This window comes from Streptococcus sp. NLN76 (genome assembly GCF_015686645.1).
Taxonomy (GTDB): domain Bacteria; phylum Bacillota; class Bacilli; order Lactobacillales; family Streptococcaceae; genus Streptococcus.
The window spans coordinates 42,708-56,891 of record NZ_JADPMS010000001.1 but is presented as its reverse complement, the minus strand read 5'-3'; the positions used below and the strand labels follow the sequence as shown (position 1 = coordinate 56,891).

Below are 14,184 nucleotides of genomic sequence, written 5' to 3'. Positions count from 1 at the left end.
AAAAAAAATCAAGCAAATCCATTGTCTTTTTAATCTTACTTAGCTATAATGTATTCGTATCAAATAAAAGAATGGAGATTCTTATGTTAAAAGAATTGAAAGATTTCCTCCTACGTGGAAATATTGTTGACCTTGCTGTGGCTGTGATTATCGGGGCTGCTTTCGGACAGATCATTACTTCTTTGGTAGAAGATGTCTTGACACCAATCTTCTTGAACCCTGCTTTGAAAGCTGCTCAAGTTGAGAAAATCGCTGAACTTACTTGGAACGGCGTTGCATATGGTAGCTTCCTAAGTGCTATCATTAACTTCTTAATTATCGGTACTGTTCTCTTCTTCGTTGTTAAAGCTGTTGAGAAAGCTCAATCTATCGGAGCTAAAGAAGAGGAAGCTGAAGTTGCTGGTCCAACAGAAGTTGAATTGCTTCAAGATATCAAAGCGCTACTTGAGAAAAAATAATCATCATAGAGGGCTGAGACAGACGTCTCAGCCTTTTTCTACTCAGATTTTATAAAGCACAAAATCTAAATCTCCATGTTTGATTTCAGTGAATCCAGGGAATTTATCAGCATGCAAAGTAGGTTTTGAAATGTATTTTATACTCATTACATTTCAAAATCTGACTATGTTAATCCTGTTCGCCGAACCCTCAGTTCTGTCCTCATCGGATTGCCTTTTCAGATTTCGAGCTGTTTCGAGTAATAATTTTGGTGTAAACGTCCTTTAGACATCCAACTATGTTGAATAATCTCTTTTGAACGAATAGGTCTTCCTTCAAGGATATCTAAAATAGTAGAAAAAAGCAATCCGACTGGACTGCTTTCACTATTAGAATTTCTTACGTTTACGAGCTGCTTCTGATTTACGTTTACGTTTTACAGAAGGTTTTTCATAGAATTCACGTTTACGTGTTTCTTGAAGAGTACCAGCTTTAGTAACCGCACGCTTGAATCGACGAAGTGCATCATCTAATGATTCATTCTTACGTACCACTGTTTTTGACATTCCATCTCACTCCCTTCAAGTTAAAATCTATTATATTATACAGGAGTCTGCTACTGCTGTCAAGCTTTTTTACTTAAAGAATTCATCAATATCACGATTTTCTTCAATTAACTGTAAAAATCGCTCCTCCTCTTTGGTTAGCGTATAGTCTTGAAGTAAATCCGGCCGCCTTTCTTTTGTTTTTTTCAAACTTTGAAAAAGACGCCATTGCCGTATACGCTCATGGTGACCACTCATTAAAACGTCTGGAACTGTCATCCCTCGGAAATCGTAAGGACGTGTGTACTGGGGATATTCCAAAAGACCTGAAGAAAAACTATCATCTGTATGACTACATTCCTTCCCAATAACTTGTGGAACCAGACGAACTGTCGCGTCAATAATCGTCATGGCCGCTAGTTCTCCCCCTGTTAAGACATAATCCCCCAAAGAGATTTCATCTGTCACTAACGGTTTAATCCGCTCATCATAACCTTCATAGTGACCACAAATAAAAATCAGTTGTTTTTCTTTGGATAACTCTTCCGCATAAACTTGATCAAAAGAACGACCTGCAGGATCTAAAAGGATGACTCGTGCTTGTTCACGACCTTGGATACCTTCAATGGCATCATAAATTGGTTGGGCTCGGAGTAACATTCCTTGTCCTCCCCCATAAGGTTCGTCATCTACATGACGAGCTTTTTCTGCCGCTTCCCGGAAATTATGATAATTCATGTCTAGCAAGCCTTTTTCTCGTGCCTTACCGACTATAGAGTGCTCCAAAGGCGAAAACATTTCTGGAAAAAGGGTTAAAATATCAATTCTCATCGTCCAATCCTTCCGGAACTTCAACGACTATTTTTCCAGCTTCTAAATCCACTTCTAGGACTACTGGTGGAATGTAAGGTAATAGCAAATCATTCTTCCCTTTTCTTTTTACGACCCAAACATCATTGGCACCCGGCTGAAGGATTTCCTTGATGGTTCCAAGCAGTTGATTTCCTTCATAGACAGGGAGACCAATAATTTCATGGTAGTAGAAGGCACCTTCTTCCAAATCACTCAGGACTTCTATCGCAATTTTCAACTGATAAGTCTTGTACTTTTCAATATCATTAATATGATACATGCCTTTAAATTTGATAATATCAAACTGCTTAGCCTTACGGTGACTGTGAATCTCTACCATTTGAACGAACTGATCCTGAGGATCAAACAAGGCCAATTGGCTTCCCTTTTTAAACCGCTCTTCTGCAAAATCCGTAACAGATAGCACCCGCATCTCCCCTTGTAAACCTTGGGTATTGACAATGGTACCTACGTTTAAATACTCCATCTAACTCTCCAATTAAAATAAAAAACTGGGACCAGGGCCCCAGTAGTCTTAGCTTCTTCAAAAGTTCGAACGACTCCAAGTAACAAGATCACTCTTGTTCATCAATCACAATCCGAACTTTTTTTGAATCGATTGGGACCGAATAAACAATCGTCCTTATCGCTGAAATCGTCCGCCCTTTCCGACCGATTACCCGACCAACATCCGACGGATGTAAATCCAAATGGTACTCCAGAAATTCAGGCGTATCCTCGATACGAATGGTTAAGTGGTCTGGATGTGAAATCAGTGGCTTCACAATCGCAATAATGAGATTTTCAATCGTGTCCATAAGCTAACCTTTATTATTTAGAGAGTTTTGACTCGTGGAATTTCTTCATGATTCCAGCTTTTGAAAGAATGTTACGCACTGTATCAGATGGTTGTGCTCCATCAGCCAACCATGCCAAAACGCGCTCTTCTTTAAGAGTCACTTGGTTTTCTTCAACAAGTGGGTTGTAAGTTCCAACTGTTTCGATGAACCGTCCATCACGTGGAGCACGTGAATCTGCAACATTGATACGGTAAAAAGGTTTCTTTTTAGAACCCATACGAGTCAAACGAATTTTAACTGCCATTTTATAAATTCTCTTTTCTAAACTTTTTCTTTGTGTTAAGGAAACTCAACAATAGCTATTCTAACACCTTCTCAAAAAGCTGTCAAGTTTTTTTCTTGACAGCTTTTAATTTTTTAATCGAATCCTGTACGGGTGTAGAAATTACGTAGATTCAGGCTGCGAATTTCAGGACTTCCATAGAGTTTGTCTGGATCCTCCAGTAATAGAACCTGGTCAATGAGCTCAGGAATCAGTGGTTCTAGATACTGTTTCATTCCCGCTTCCAAAGGACTATTGCTACCGACTAAGATGGATTCCTTCCATAATTCCTGTCCCAACCAAGGGTTCTGATCGGAATACAGGAAGACTGTGCTTGGATGCACATTTTGTTGGGCTTCGTTCTCCATTTCATAGCTCGAATAATAGGCTACAGCAAACCCAATCCAACCTTCAATTTCCTTATAGGTAGGAAGAATGCCCTCTGAAACCCGCAACTGCCAAATAGCCTCTTCTGATTCATTCCATAATTTAGCAATGCGGAGATCCGATAGACCTGCTGCCTTTGCTTGTCGAAGCAATTCTAAATCTCTTGACTTTTGAACCAGTTCTTTTTCCAACTCAACGACAGATTGTAAGGCCTCTAAAAAAAGAGGATCTATATGCGTCAAGCCTTGGATATAGGAAACCGAAAGGCCACGTCTAAGCCCCTCAAGAAGATACAGCAAGCGGTCTGACTGCTGTCGAACCAAATGATCAATTAAATCCTCTTCACTCAATCGCTCCAGTGGAAAATCCATCCGTGCTTCTAAAACAGCCAATCCTTTGAGCAAGCTGGCTTCCAAATTTCGAGCATAGGCATAAAACTGTCCAGTTGATTGTCGTCGGAGTGCTCCATCAGCTAAATGGTCTTGGCTAAAATCCAAGGGGAACCGAGCCACCAAATAGTCCATGACCGGTTCTCCAGCCTTCCAACCTGGCATACTTTGAACAGGATTCCCTTCCAAAATGTGCAGCATCAATTCTGCCATGGGTAAGCGTAAAATTTGGCTCATCATCAAAGCACTATCATTTAATCCCAGTCCAACTTGTAGAAGAAAAGCCTGCTGCTTCTGTGGATTCCAAGCAAAGCGTAAAGAGATCAGCCCTTGTAAACGCAAGCCTCGGGCCAAACGAATCGAATAATTCCGTAAAAACTGAATATCTGAATCTGACAAGGTTTGAGCTGGAAATACAATGGTCGCATCTTCCCTGTGCAGACCAACAGGTTCAATATGCTCCGCGGTCCCCAAGATAAAGCTGGAATCATAAGAATCACGAACCAGTACTAACTCGACTTCTCTCAAACCTTTCATTGGACTCTCCAGATAATAGGGGAGGGGTAATACCAAATCCTGGAAATATTCGTAAGCAGTTTGAAGCTCTTCTATATTTCCAACCGTTATCGGTTCCTGGCCATGCATTTGTAAGGAATCCCGAAGCAAGACGGGAAAAGTCAATTCCTGCATCCGATCCTGTATATCTTCCCAGCCATAAACCAATTGACTATTGGTCATATTCAGTCCTAATTGTTTCAATTGAGACTGGAAGAGCTCTGCATGCAAAAGATATTCTAAGGAAGCAGCAGGATAACTATGCCATCTTGATCTCATTTGCATCCAAGCTTCTTGTTTTTGAACTTCAATTAGGAGATCGATAAGTTCACGATCCAAAAACAGCGGGAAAATAGTGTACTCAGGATTTTCCACCAATGTAGCCAAAAGGGATTCTAAATCCCTAAAAGCATGGTGAATCCAGTTTTTATTTTTTTGTAGGAGACGATTGAGGGTCCGCTCCTGATTCTGATTTAATTCACTAGGTGTCAAAACAAGTTTCATTCTGAACGACCTCCTTGATCCAGTAGTGTGAAGAATTCATCCAGCAAATAGATAAAATCATGAGGACCCGGAGAACCTTCTGGTGAAAACTGAACCGATAAGACTGGTCTTCGACGATGGCGATATCCGATCACATATTTTTGATCTAAGGTTACATGTGTCGCGAAGAGCTGCTCGGGAAAATTCTCTCTTTTAATAGGATACTGATGATGGTAGTCCGCAATCAACACTTGATTTGTAAGAGATTCATACAGAGCATGCCTGCCCGTAATTCCATGAGCCAATTCTTCAAGCTCTGCTTGGTTGGCTAATGAGAGGAGCAGGTGACCTAAACCTACAGCTAGAATCGGATATTGGTCCTGAAGGGTTCTCAATGTAGCCAATAATTCATTCGTAGCCAAATAACGGGGGTCACCTGGTCCACTGGAAAGAACAATCGCATCTGGTTGGTAGTTGTGAATTCTATCCAATGGGGTATCAAATGGTAGGACAATGATGTTACTATCACGTTTGGAAAACTCCCGAAGTAGGGCATGTTTAACCCCAAAATCCAAGAGAATGATGTTTTTCCCTACTCCTGGTACGGGAAAGGGGGCCCGAGTTGAAGCTTGTCTAGCATCATCTTTGGGGAGAACAGTCGCAACCAACTGGTCCAACAGATGGTGCAGGCTATCACCTTCATCTGCGATGGTAGCTTTTAAAGGACCTTCCTTTTGTAAGATGCGAGCCAAAGCCCGAGTGTCAATTCCTTGAATTCCGGTAATGCCCTTTCCTTTAAGGTAGGCATCTAAATCTTGTTTTTGTTTCCAAAATGAGCTCTTGTGTCGATAATCCGATACAATCACAGCCCGGCAGGAAGGTTGGAGGGATTCATCTAACTCCCGATAAAAGCCTGAATTACCCACTCGTGGATAAGTGAAAGCTAAAAGCTGACCACTATAGGTTTGATTCGAAATAATTTCCTGATGGCCACTTGTATGATTAGACAGAACAATCCTGCCGGTGACATCCTGTTCAGCCCCTAAAGGTCGCCCTTCAAAGACTTGACCATTTTCTAAAATCAACAATCTTTTTGTCATCACTTACCTCCTCCCATTTAATTCATTCGTAGTTTTTATTTAAAATTAGCAAAACGCATGGTCAACCAGCGAGCTAAGTTTGGAAAAAAGCGATGTCCCCAATATGCCAATCGCATGGTAAACGGCATATTTACCTCTCTTGGCATGGAACCAGTTTTTAAAACCAAATTCGCTAACTTCTGAGCCACCTGATTGACATCCATTGCAAAGCGATCTACATGTTGAATGTAGTCCTGCATCGTTGAACTATGATCAAAAAAGGGTGTCCGAACAGGTCCGGGATTCACAACCGTTACTGCGACTCCAGAAGACTCTAACTCCATCCCCAAGGCTGCAGCATAGGTATTTATTGCACTCTTACTAGCAGCATAGACTGAGGACTGAGGAGTTGGTAATTTACCGGACATGGAGGCCACAATGAGAAGCTTACCATTGCCCTGCTTTACCATCTGTTGACCAGCAGCTTTGGACAAGATAATCCCTGATAGGGTATTCAGTTGAAACTGATTCACTACTTCTTCCAGATTTATGTCTATAGCTGGTTTGAAATCTCCTGCGCCCGCAACCTGTAAAACCACATCCAAGCGCCCCAATCGATTCAATACCGCTTCAACCATTGCTGGGATCAATTCCAGTTTGGTCAAATCTAAAGGATAAACCATAACATCCACAGAACTGTGAGTTCTTAATTCTTCAGCAAGCGTTTCTAATTTTTGCTGGTTCCTTGCTACTAGGACCAAGGAAAAATTGGATTGCTGGGCTAATTTTCTAGCAGTAGCCTCCCCAATTCCACTCGAAGCACCTGTAATCAAGACAACTGTTTTTGAAAGCTGGGACACTCTTACTCACCTTCGCTCAACAAGACACAGTCTTGTCCATCTAGCTCTGTTAATTGAACAGAAATCTTTTCTTTGGAACTGGTTGGAATATTTTTGCCAACATAGTCCGGTCGAATCGGAAGTTCACGATGTCCGCGGTCCACTAAAACAGCTAATGAGACTTTGTTTGGCCGACCACGACTAATGAGGGCATCGATAGCCGCTCGAATGGTTCGCCCTGTGTACAGAACATCATCCACTAAAATAATATTCCGTTTATCAACATCAAATGGAATATGAGAGGTGTCTTCTCCTCCCTTTTGATCATCTCGAAAAGGATTGGTATCCAGTTCACCTAGAGGAATTTGAATCCCTTCCAACTGTTCCAAGCGTTCTTGAATCCGCTTAGCCAAATAAACGCCCCTGCGTTTGATGCCTACCAAGGCAACTTGGTCTAAATCCTTATTGCGTTCCATAATTTCATAGATGATTCGTGTGATCGCACGTTTTAGCGTCACATCATCGACCACTTCCTTGACCCGCATATCTCCATTCTCCTTTTTTTCTAAAACTAAAAACCTCCTTATTCAAGGAGGTTCTACAAAATAAACTGCACCCAGTTTCTTCCATTCGACTCTCCTTGCCTGCCTCACAGGACAGAATTAAAGGAAATTTTTCTTAAACTAGAGTAGCATCTTTTAATCCTTTTTGCAAGAAGTTAGCCAATCTTGCCGGATTTTTGCCAAATTTTATTTTTAACAGCAAATAAGAGATAACCTACGAGGAGGTAGGCTACAAAAATAATCGCTGCATACTGAAGCACATAGGTCCAGCCATACTCCGTAACATCCAAAAAGAAATAAGCAAACGGACTATGATCAGCGCCAGGAATCGGCCATTTCAAGATCAAACCATTCAGTAAGGCAAAAGCTAGATAGAAAATTGGAAACGAGGTCCAAATCCAAGGATCCACCAAGCGATATTGGCGACCTCGATCCCAAACCAAGGTATCCACAACAAATGCTAGGGGAACCAGATAGTGAACCAAGAGATTTTTAAGAGTATAGAAATCCTCTGGGTCAACCGATGGTGATAAAAGTACATGGTAAACCACAAAAGTGATTAAAATAGCCATGGTCACACCAGCTTTAACCCGGTAAAATTCTTGTGTCCGACTATTACGCCAGGTCCAAAGTGTATAATACAGAAAGACCCAAACTAGGATATTGGACAGAACTGTATAGTAAAGCAACATGCCCCAGCCATCTTCAAAGAGTTCCAGACTAATTCCAATTGATGAAAGAATTAATAAGAGCAATCGATAACCAAGGATGAATTTTGTTCGAGCAGCCATTAAACTTTTTTCACAAACTCAGATTTCAACTTCATAGCGCCAAAACCATCAATTTTACAGTCAATATTGTGGTCGCCCTCAACCAAGCGAATATTCTTAACCTTGGTTCCTTGTTTTAAATCTTTCGGAGCCCCTTTAACTTTTAAGTCTTTGATTAGCGTTACGGTATCACCATCAGCCAACTTCACTCCGTTAGCATCAAGAGCAACAATTCCTTCCTCTACTTCAGCGTTTGGATCCCATTCGTAAGCACATTCAGGACAGACCAACAGAATGCCATCTTCGTAGACATATTCGGAGTTACATTTTGGACAATTTGGTAGAGTGTTCATTCTCTTCCTCCATCTTTCATTTTTCTACTTAAAACATTATAGCAGTAGACACTAAATTGGTCAAAATTTTCTAAGTTGTTCGGTTTTCTATTCTTTCTTCAGTTAGAATTTTACTAAGCATGATATACTTATAGTGAAAGGAGTTCCTATGCCAATTCATCAATCCTTTAATCCACTTGCTGGAGAAAATACCTATTATCTAGAATCGGAAACTGCGCTTATTTTGGTAGACCCTGGAAATGACTTGGAAACCATTCACGCCAAATTAAAGGCCATCGACAAATCTCTCATCGCCATCTTTCTCACCCACACTCATTATGATCACATTTTTTCATTAGAGACAATTCGGGAGGCTTATGACCGACCGCCAGTTTATGTTTCCCCTCTCGAAGCTGACTGGTTAATGGACCCTATCAAAAATTTGTCCGGTTTAGCCCGTCACCAAGACCTTCCAGATATTGTTTGCCGACCGGCTGAATGCTACTTCGAAACCGGACAGCTACTCAACTTGGAAGACTTTTCTTTTAAAATCCTAGCAACTCCTGGACATTCAGTTGGTGGAGTTTCCCTGGTATGGGAAGCGGAAAATGCTGTTTTGACTGGAGACTGTCTCTTTAAGGAGACCGTGGGACGTTGGGATCTCCCTACTGGGAATCAGCAGATCCTGCTGAGCTCCATTCGGGAGCGACTCTTTTCACTTCCCGACCACTACCAGGTCTTTCCAGGTCATGGGGATAATACTACCATCGGTCACGAAAAAAACTACAATCCTTTTTTCTAAATTATCCTAGTTTTCATTGTTTTTACTTTTAAATTTTGATATAGTAAGGGCAATTACATATGAAGGAGCCGGTCAATGTTTGATAGTAAAAAATTAAAAAAACGTCGCTTAGAATTGAACCTTCGCCAAGAAGATATCTATCAAATCCTGGCAATTCCTCGTTCTTTGTATGCCCAATGGGAATCGGGAGCACAAATCCCAACCTACCAACAAGTTTTACAGTTGTCAAAGATTTTATCAGTTGAAGATACCTATCTGATTGATCCCAAAGATATTTTTAACATCTACCTTAAACTCTCCAAGAAAAACAAAAAAAAGGTAGACGAATTCGCCTACCATCTCTATAAACAGCAATAACAGCCAGTCCGTTTGGGCTGGCTGTTATTGTATACTCTTTTATACCTATACTCATTCATACTCATTACATTTCAAAATCTGAATGTGTTACACTCTTTTAGTTTATCTTTTGTTACTGTGTTAGCTCGTCTTGCCGTACTTCAGTACTGTCTGCGACTCGCTGCCTTGTACTAAAAGCAAACTAAAAGACTATATTAAATAAAGCTGCTGTCTCTTTACGTGTATGTCCCTCTTTAACATATTCAAGGACACGTTTTCTAAAATCAATTCCGTATGCCATAAAAATAGTATGTCACATACAGTTTATAATCTAAAAAACTATAATCTTCTTCGCCGAACCCTAAGTACTGTCTTCATCGGATTGATGGCAAGCGATGCTTGCTTCATTACCTATAAATTTTAATCCAATTTCTGGATTAAAATTCGTTTCAGATTTCGAACTGTTTCGAGTATAAATTTCAAATTCTGACGTTGTCAAGCCTCTTCGGTGAACTTTAGTTCTACCATCATCGGCTTTTCGAGTTATCTCTTTGAAATTTTTCGAGTATTCCGATTTTGAAGTTGGTTAAGTATTAACTAAAAGACTATATCTCCTAAAAAATTAACGAATCAATTCATAGATAGCCTCAGCATAAATGGCTGCGGCACGGAAGAGATCTTCCACTTCAATAAATTCATTGGCTTGGTGCATGGTGTCGATATAGCCAGGGAACATAGCTCCATAGGCTACACCGCGTTTCAAGAGACGTCCAAAGGTTCCACCACCAATTACTTTTTCATGTCCTTTCAGACCAGTGTGTTTTTCATAAACTGCAAGCAGGGTCTGAACGAGTGGATCTTCAGCAGGCACATAGTGAGGTGTGTGACCATGCTGGGAAAGCGTCACCTCTACACCAGATACCTCTGCCAATTTTTCTTGGATCCTTTCTGGTGTCATCCCTTGTGGGTAACGGAAGTTTAGAGCAATTTGACTCTGGTCTGAATCTTTTTCAAACCGGAAAACACCCGCATTCATGGAAAGAGCTCCCATACGATCATCCACGAAGTCCAATCCAAGAGCACGCGCATCATGATCATCTTTCAAAATACGGCCAGCTAAATCCAAATAAGCTTGAGCAGCTCCTGTGAATGGATAGTCGGACAAGAAGGCTGCCAAATAGGTAGCTCCATTAATCCCCAGATGTGGTGAGGCACCGTGAGCAGATTTTCCAATTAGTTCCAATTCTAGGCCGGCCTCAAGCTCCCGAGTTTGCCCCTTCAAGCCGACTTCGTGTAAATAATTGTTGAATTCTTGAACCATAGACTCCGGTGCAGCTTTAATCACCGCCTTGGCAGCTTCTGGCACCATGTTCTCACGGAGTCCCCCAGTAAAGGAAAGCAGTTGGAGCCCTTCTTCCTGTTGGCCATCATAATGGAGATAGGCTGTGATATTTCCTTTTTCACCATTAATAATGGGGAATTCAGCATCCGGAGAAAATCCAAAGTCTGGTTCTGGAAGTCCGACATGTTCAAAATAATAGTCCATGTCTGCCCATCCAGATTCCTCATCTGTCCCAACTACAAAACGCACTTTTTTAGAAGTTGGAAGCCCAAGTTCCTTAATAATTTTCAAACCATAATAACAAGCCATGGTAGGTCCCTTATCATCACTAGATCCACGTGCATAAAGACGACCATCTTTGACAACGGGTTTATAAGGATCCGTTTCCCAACCACTTCCAGCTGGAACAACGTCCATATGGGCAAAAATCCCAAGAACTTCTTCACCTTCACCATACTCAAAATGACCAGCATAGTTATCAACGTTTAAGGTTGGATAACCATCTCGTTCTGCTAAAGCAAGGAAATGCTTAAGTGCTGCCACTGGACCTGGTCCAAATGGATGCTCCGCATCCGCTAGATCATCTCTGCGCTCAGAGTTAATTTCCAAGAGACTAACCAAGTCCTTGAGTAAATCTTCTTTACGCAATTCAACTTCTTTTTGAAAATCTACTGTAACCATATACTTCTCCTTTGCTTTCTATTCTACCACTTCTTTCAAAACTATGGGGATCCTTCCAGGATGAATGATGGACTTTTGAAAGTTTAGCCTTCTTTTCCCTCTTCCTTATCCGCTAATCTCTCCTTAACGCGTTGGGCAACGGCTTGAGGGATTCCAAGAGACTGAATTTCCTCCAGACTAGCTGCCTGAATTTTGGGAATACTTTTAAAATGTTTCAAAAGAGCTTGCTTCCGTTTTGGCCCCAGACCTTCTATACCATCCAGTCTAGATGAGAAAGAATTTTTACTCCGAACTTGGCGATGAAAGGTGATGGCAAAACGATGAACCTCATCCTGAATGCGGTGTAAGAGGAAAAATTCTTGTGACTGCCGTCCAAGCTCCACAATTTCTAGCGGGTCCCCAAAAAGTAGTTCATGAGTTTGATGGCGGTCATTTTTCTTTAATCCCGCAATCGGGATAGAGAGCCCCAACTCACCGTGGACCACTTCTTTTGCCACCGATACCTGACCTTGCCCTCCATCCATGATGATCAAATCCGGTTGTGGAAGGTTTTCACGAATCACCCGACTATACCGTCTCCTGAGCACTTCTCGCATACTAGCATAATCGTCCGGGCCCTTAACCGTTTTAATCTTGTATTTACGGTAATCCTTTTTACTGGCCACTCCATTGACAAAAACCACCATGGCAGAGACCGGACTTGTCCCCATAATATTGGAGTTATCAAAGGCTTCAATGCGGTAAGGGGTTGAAATCCCCAATTCGCGCCCCAGATTTTCGACAGCCCCTTGGGTTTTCTCAAAATTCTTTTCCAGTAGATCAAATTTTTGCTGGAGCGAGACTCGCGCATTTTTGCTTGCGAGACTGACCAGCTGTTTCTTTTCTCCCCTTTGAGGTTGGCGAATTTTGGTGTCGACCAAGGCTTGAGCAGATTCCAAATCCACATCGATGGGCAGCAGGATTTCATTCGGAATCAGATGATTCGCCTCCTGATAAAACTGTCCTAAATACGTCAAGAAATCCTCTTCAGCATCATTGTAATAAGGAAAAAGGCTGACATCCCTTTCAATAAGCTTGCCTTGGCGAACAAAAAAGACTTGTACACACATCCAGCCTTGGTGAACAGCATAACCAAAGACATCCCTATTTTGCAAATCTTTGGCCATCACCCGTTGTTTAGTCCGCAAGGTAGCAATCGCTTGTAAGAGATCTCGATACTCAGCAGCCCGCTCAAATTCCAAATCTTGAGCCGCAAGCTCCATTTTGTCTTTTAGCTCATTCAAAATTTTATCATCCTGCCCCTTTAAAAAGTCTGACACTTCTTGGGCCATGTCCATAAAATGCTGATGGTCATAACCTGTTACAGTATGGGCATCACACTGGTGGAGATGGTAATAAAAGCAAACCTTATCAGCTGGATTACTACATTTTTTAAAGGGAAAAATGCGATCCAGGAGTTTCTTTATTTCATTAGCCGCTCCCACATCTGGATAGGGCCCAAAATACATGGCTCCATCTTTTTTAACCTGCCGAGTGGTAATCAGGCGAGGATAATAGTCATTTGTAATTTTTATAAACGGATAGGACTTATCATCCTTGAGCATGATATTGTACTTAGGACGATTTTCTTTGATCAGATTGATTTCAAGAAGGAGGGCTTCGATATTGGATTCCGTAACAATAAATTCAAAATCAGCAATTTCAGAAATGAGGGCCTCCGTCTTCGTGTCATGACTCCCTCGAAAATAAGAACGAACACGATTTCGTAAATTCTTGGCTTTACCGACATAGATAATGGTTCCCTGTTGATTCTTATGAAGGTAACAACCAGGACTTGTCGGTAGCAGCGCCAATTTATTCTCAATTAATTCTGTACTCATACTAAAATTGTACCATTGCTCTTGCTTTTTGCAAACGAAAAAGCTAGGAATCATCACCTTCCTAGCTTTCGTCTTATACTCCTCAAAAGTCAAACACTACCTTATCAGGTTCGTTTTGATTTTCAGTGAAGATTATAATTCAACAATTTCACCTGTTTCCAAGTAAACAACCCACTCACAAACGTTTTTAGCATAGTCACCAATTCGTTCAAGGTAGCTAATCACTTGGAAATAATCCCGACCTGCCACAATGGCTTCTGGATTGTGTTTGATTTCTTCTGTTGCCAATTCTTGGATTTTTTTGAAATAATCATTTACTTCTTCATCCATCGCCGCAACCTTATAAGCGGAGTCAACATCTCCTTTGAGATAAAGGTCTAAAGTCGCTTCTACAAATTCCTTGACTTTTTTCCCCATTTTGTTGATTTCTTGCTCAACAGCTTCAATCCGAACTTCGCCTTTTACACGAATCGTTGCTTGAGCGATGGATACCGCGTGATCTCCCATACGCTCAATATCACTGGATGCTTTTAGAATCGTAATAACTGTCCGCAAATCTTGTGAAACAGGTTGTTGGAGAGCGATAATCTCCAGTGATTTTTCTTCTAACTTAATTTCATACTTATTGACGTCTGCGTCATCTTCAATGACGGCACGAGCCAATTCACGGTCGTGAGTGACGAAGGCACGCACAGTCCGGTTAATCTGAGATAGAACTTCGGTTCCCATCGCATAAAACTGATTGTGTAGTTTTTCTAATTCATTTTCAAATTGTGTACGTAACATATG

The 14,184-nt window shown here is 41.3% G+C and carries 17 protein-coding genes; 3 read left to right on the top strand and 14 right to left on the bottom strand.

Going from position 1 to position 14,184, the window contains the following annotated elements:
- The first annotated feature begins 83 nt into the window (after positions 1-83).
- Positions 84-458, top strand: coding sequence for a large conductance mechanosensitive channel protein MscL (gene mscL / locus I1A59_RS00270; RefSeq protein WP_196090829.1), 375 nt, complete (start codon positions 84-86; stop codon positions 456-458).
- A gap of 369 nt (positions 459-827) precedes the next feature.
- Here the strand turns inward: mscL and rpsU are convergent, their stop codons facing one another.
- The 11 genes from rpsU to I1A59_RS00215 all read right to left on the bottom strand — a co-directional run bounded on the left by rpsU (position 828) and on the right by I1A59_RS00215 (position 8,375).
- Positions 828-1,004 carry a 30S ribosomal protein S21 gene (rpsU, locus tag I1A59_RS00265; protein ID WP_000048054.1) on the bottom strand — a complete coding sequence of 59 codons (177 nt, stop codon included), beginning with the start codon at positions 1,002-1,004 and terminating at the stop codon, positions 828-830.
- 69 nt (positions 1,005-1,073) lie between these two features.
- Positions 1,074-1,814, bottom strand: a complete 741-nt coding sequence (gene trmD / locus I1A59_RS00260) for a tRNA (guanosine(37)-N1)-methyltransferase TrmD (RefSeq protein WP_196090828.1) — start codon at positions 1,812-1,814, stop codon at positions 1,074-1,076.
- Positions 1,804-2,322, bottom strand: a complete 519-nt coding sequence (gene rimM / locus I1A59_RS00255; protein WP_196090827.1) for a ribosome maturation factor RimM — start codon at positions 2,320-2,322, stop codon at positions 1,804-1,806. The genes trmD and rimM overlap by 11 nt, the downstream gene beginning before the upstream one ends.
- An 88-nt stretch (positions 2,323-2,410) precedes the next feature.
- Positions 2,411-2,653 (bottom strand): KH domain-containing protein, encoded by a 243-nt coding sequence (locus tag I1A59_RS00250; RefSeq protein WP_196090826.1) that lies wholly within the window; start codon positions 2,651-2,653, stop codon positions 2,411-2,413.
- A 13-nt stretch (positions 2,654-2,666) separates the two neighbouring features.
- On the bottom strand, positions 2,667-2,939 hold the full coding sequence (gene rpsP / locus I1A59_RS00245) for a 30S ribosomal protein S16 (RefSeq protein ID WP_196090825.1): 273 nt from the start codon (positions 2,937-2,939) through the stop codon (positions 2,667-2,669).
- Between the two features lie 113 nt (positions 2,940-3,052).
- On the bottom strand, positions 3,053-4,792 hold the full coding sequence (locus tag I1A59_RS00240; RefSeq protein ID WP_196090824.1) for a hypothetical protein: 1,740 nt from the start codon (positions 4,790-4,792) through the stop codon (positions 3,053-3,055).
- Entirely contained in the window at positions 4,789-5,871 is a 1,083-nt protein-coding gene (locus I1A59_RS00235; protein WP_196090823.1) for a carbamoyl phosphate synthase small subunit, read from the bottom strand. Before I1A59_RS00235 ends, I1A59_RS00240 begins: the two co-directional genes overlap by 4 nt.
- Before the next feature lie 35 nt (positions 5,872-5,906).
- Positions 5,907-6,710: an SDR family NAD(P)-dependent oxidoreductase gene (locus tag I1A59_RS00230; protein WP_196090822.1), complete on the bottom strand. Its 804-nt coding sequence runs from the start codon at positions 6,708-6,710 to the stop codon at positions 5,907-5,909.
- A gap of 2 nt (positions 6,711-6,712) precedes the next feature.
- Entirely contained in the window at positions 6,713-7,234 is a 522-nt protein-coding gene (gene pyrR, locus I1A59_RS00225; RefSeq protein ID WP_196090821.1) for a bifunctional pyr operon transcriptional regulator/uracil phosphoribosyltransferase PyrR, read from the bottom strand.
- 173 nt (positions 7,235-7,407) lie between these two features.
- Complete coding sequence (locus I1A59_RS00220; RefSeq protein ID WP_196090820.1) at positions 7,408-8,043, bottom strand: Pr6Pr family membrane protein; 636 nt, start codon at positions 8,041-8,043, stop codon at positions 7,408-7,410.
- Positions 8,043-8,375, bottom strand: coding sequence for a zinc ribbon domain-containing protein YjdM (locus I1A59_RS00215; protein WP_196090819.1), 333 nt, complete (start codon positions 8,373-8,375; stop codon positions 8,043-8,045). Before I1A59_RS00215 ends, I1A59_RS00220 begins: the two co-directional genes overlap by 1 nt.
- Before the next feature lie 148 nt (positions 8,376-8,523).
- Here I1A59_RS00215 and I1A59_RS00210 point away from each other — a divergent pair, with 148 nt between their 5' ends.
- Entirely contained in the window at positions 8,524-9,156 is a 633-nt protein-coding gene (locus tag I1A59_RS00210) for an MBL fold metallo-hydrolase (RefSeq protein ID WP_196090818.1), read from the top strand.
- Positions 9,157-9,231: 75 nt separating this feature from the next.
- The gene (locus tag I1A59_RS00205; protein ID WP_196090817.1) at positions 9,232-9,513 is read left to right on the top strand and encodes a helix-turn-helix transcriptional regulator; all 282 of its coding nucleotides are present in this window, start codon (positions 9,232-9,234) and stop codon (positions 9,511-9,513) included.
- A 601-nt stretch (positions 9,514-10,114) separates the two neighbouring features.
- On the opposite strand, the gene pepV is transcribed toward I1A59_RS00205, so the two are convergent.
- The 3 genes from pepV to phoU form a co-directional block, all read right to left on the bottom strand.
- Complete coding sequence (gene pepV / locus I1A59_RS00200; RefSeq protein ID WP_196090816.1) at positions 10,115-11,515, bottom strand: dipeptidase PepV; 1,401 nt, start codon at positions 11,513-11,515, stop codon at positions 10,115-10,117.
- 83 nt (positions 11,516-11,598) lie between these two features.
- On the bottom strand, positions 11,599-13,395 hold the full coding sequence (uvrC, locus tag I1A59_RS00195; protein WP_196090815.1) for an excinuclease ABC subunit UvrC: 1,797 nt from the start codon (positions 13,393-13,395) through the stop codon (positions 11,599-11,601).
- A gap of 132 nt (positions 13,396-13,527) precedes the next feature.
- Positions 13,528-14,181 (bottom strand): phosphate signaling complex protein PhoU, encoded by a 654-nt coding sequence (phoU, locus tag I1A59_RS00190; RefSeq protein ID WP_196090814.1) that lies wholly within the window; start codon positions 14,179-14,181, stop codon positions 13,528-13,530.
- Positions 14,182-14,184 lie beyond the last annotated feature (3 nt).

What these genes read in the sequence shown, in the direction of transcription:
- I1A59_RS00220 (WP_196090820.1), bottom strand. Translation starts at nt 8,043, where the DNA reads ATGGCTGCTCGAACAAAATTCATCCTTGGTTATCGATTGCTCTTATTA.
- mscL (WP_196090829.1), top strand. Translation starts at nt 84, where the DNA reads ATGTTAAAAGAATTGAAAGATTTCCTCCTACGTGGAAATATTGTTGAC.
- rimM (WP_196090827.1), bottom strand. Translation starts at nt 2,322, where the DNA reads ATGGAGTATTTAAACGTAGGTACCATTGTCAATACCCAAGGTTTACAA.
- I1A59_RS00215 (WP_196090819.1), bottom strand. Translation starts at nt 8,375, where the DNA reads ATGAACACTCTACCAAATTGTCCAAAATGTAACTCCGAATATGTCTAC.
- I1A59_RS00210 (WP_196090818.1), top strand. Translation starts at nt 8,524, where the DNA reads ATGCCAATTCATCAATCCTTTAATCCACTTGCTGGAGAAAATACCTAT.
- uvrC (WP_196090815.1), bottom strand. Translation starts at nt 13,395, where the DNA reads ATGAGTACAGAATTAATTGAGAATAAATTGGCGCTGCTACCGACAAGT.
- phoU (WP_196090814.1), bottom strand. Translation starts at nt 14,181, where the DNA reads ATGTTACGTACACAATTTGAAAATGAATTAGAAAAACTACACAATCAG.
- I1A59_RS00235 (WP_196090823.1), bottom strand. Translation starts at nt 5,871, where the DNA reads ATGACAAAAAGATTGTTGATTTTAGAAAATGGTCAAGTCTTTGAAGGG.
- trmD (WP_196090828.1), bottom strand. Translation starts at nt 1,814, where the DNA reads ATGAGAATTGATATTTTAACCCTTTTTCCAGAAATGTTTTCGCCTTTG.
- pepV (WP_196090816.1), bottom strand. Translation starts at nt 11,515, where the DNA reads ATGGTTACAGTAGATTTTCAAAAAGAAGTTGAATTGCGTAAAGAAGAT.
- I1A59_RS00240 (WP_196090824.1), bottom strand. Translation starts at nt 4,792, where the DNA reads ATGAAACTTGTTTTGACACCTAGTGAATTAAATCAGAATCAGGAGCGG.
- rpsU (WP_000048054.1), bottom strand. Translation starts at nt 1,004, where the DNA reads ATGTCAAAAACAGTGGTACGTAAGAATGAATCATTAGATGATGCACTT.
- pyrR (WP_196090821.1), bottom strand. Translation starts at nt 7,234, where the DNA reads ATGCGGGTCAAGGAAGTGGTCGATGATGTGACGCTAAAACGTGCGATC.
- rpsP (WP_196090825.1), bottom strand. Translation starts at nt 2,939, where the DNA reads ATGGCAGTTAAAATTCGTTTGACTCGTATGGGTTCTAAAAAGAAACCT.
- I1A59_RS00250 (WP_196090826.1), bottom strand. Translation starts at nt 2,653, where the DNA reads ATGGACACGATTGAAAATCTCATTATTGCGATTGTGAAGCCACTGATT.
- I1A59_RS00205 (WP_196090817.1), top strand. Translation starts at nt 9,232, where the DNA reads ATGTTTGATAGTAAAAAATTAAAAAAACGTCGCTTAGAATTGAACCTT.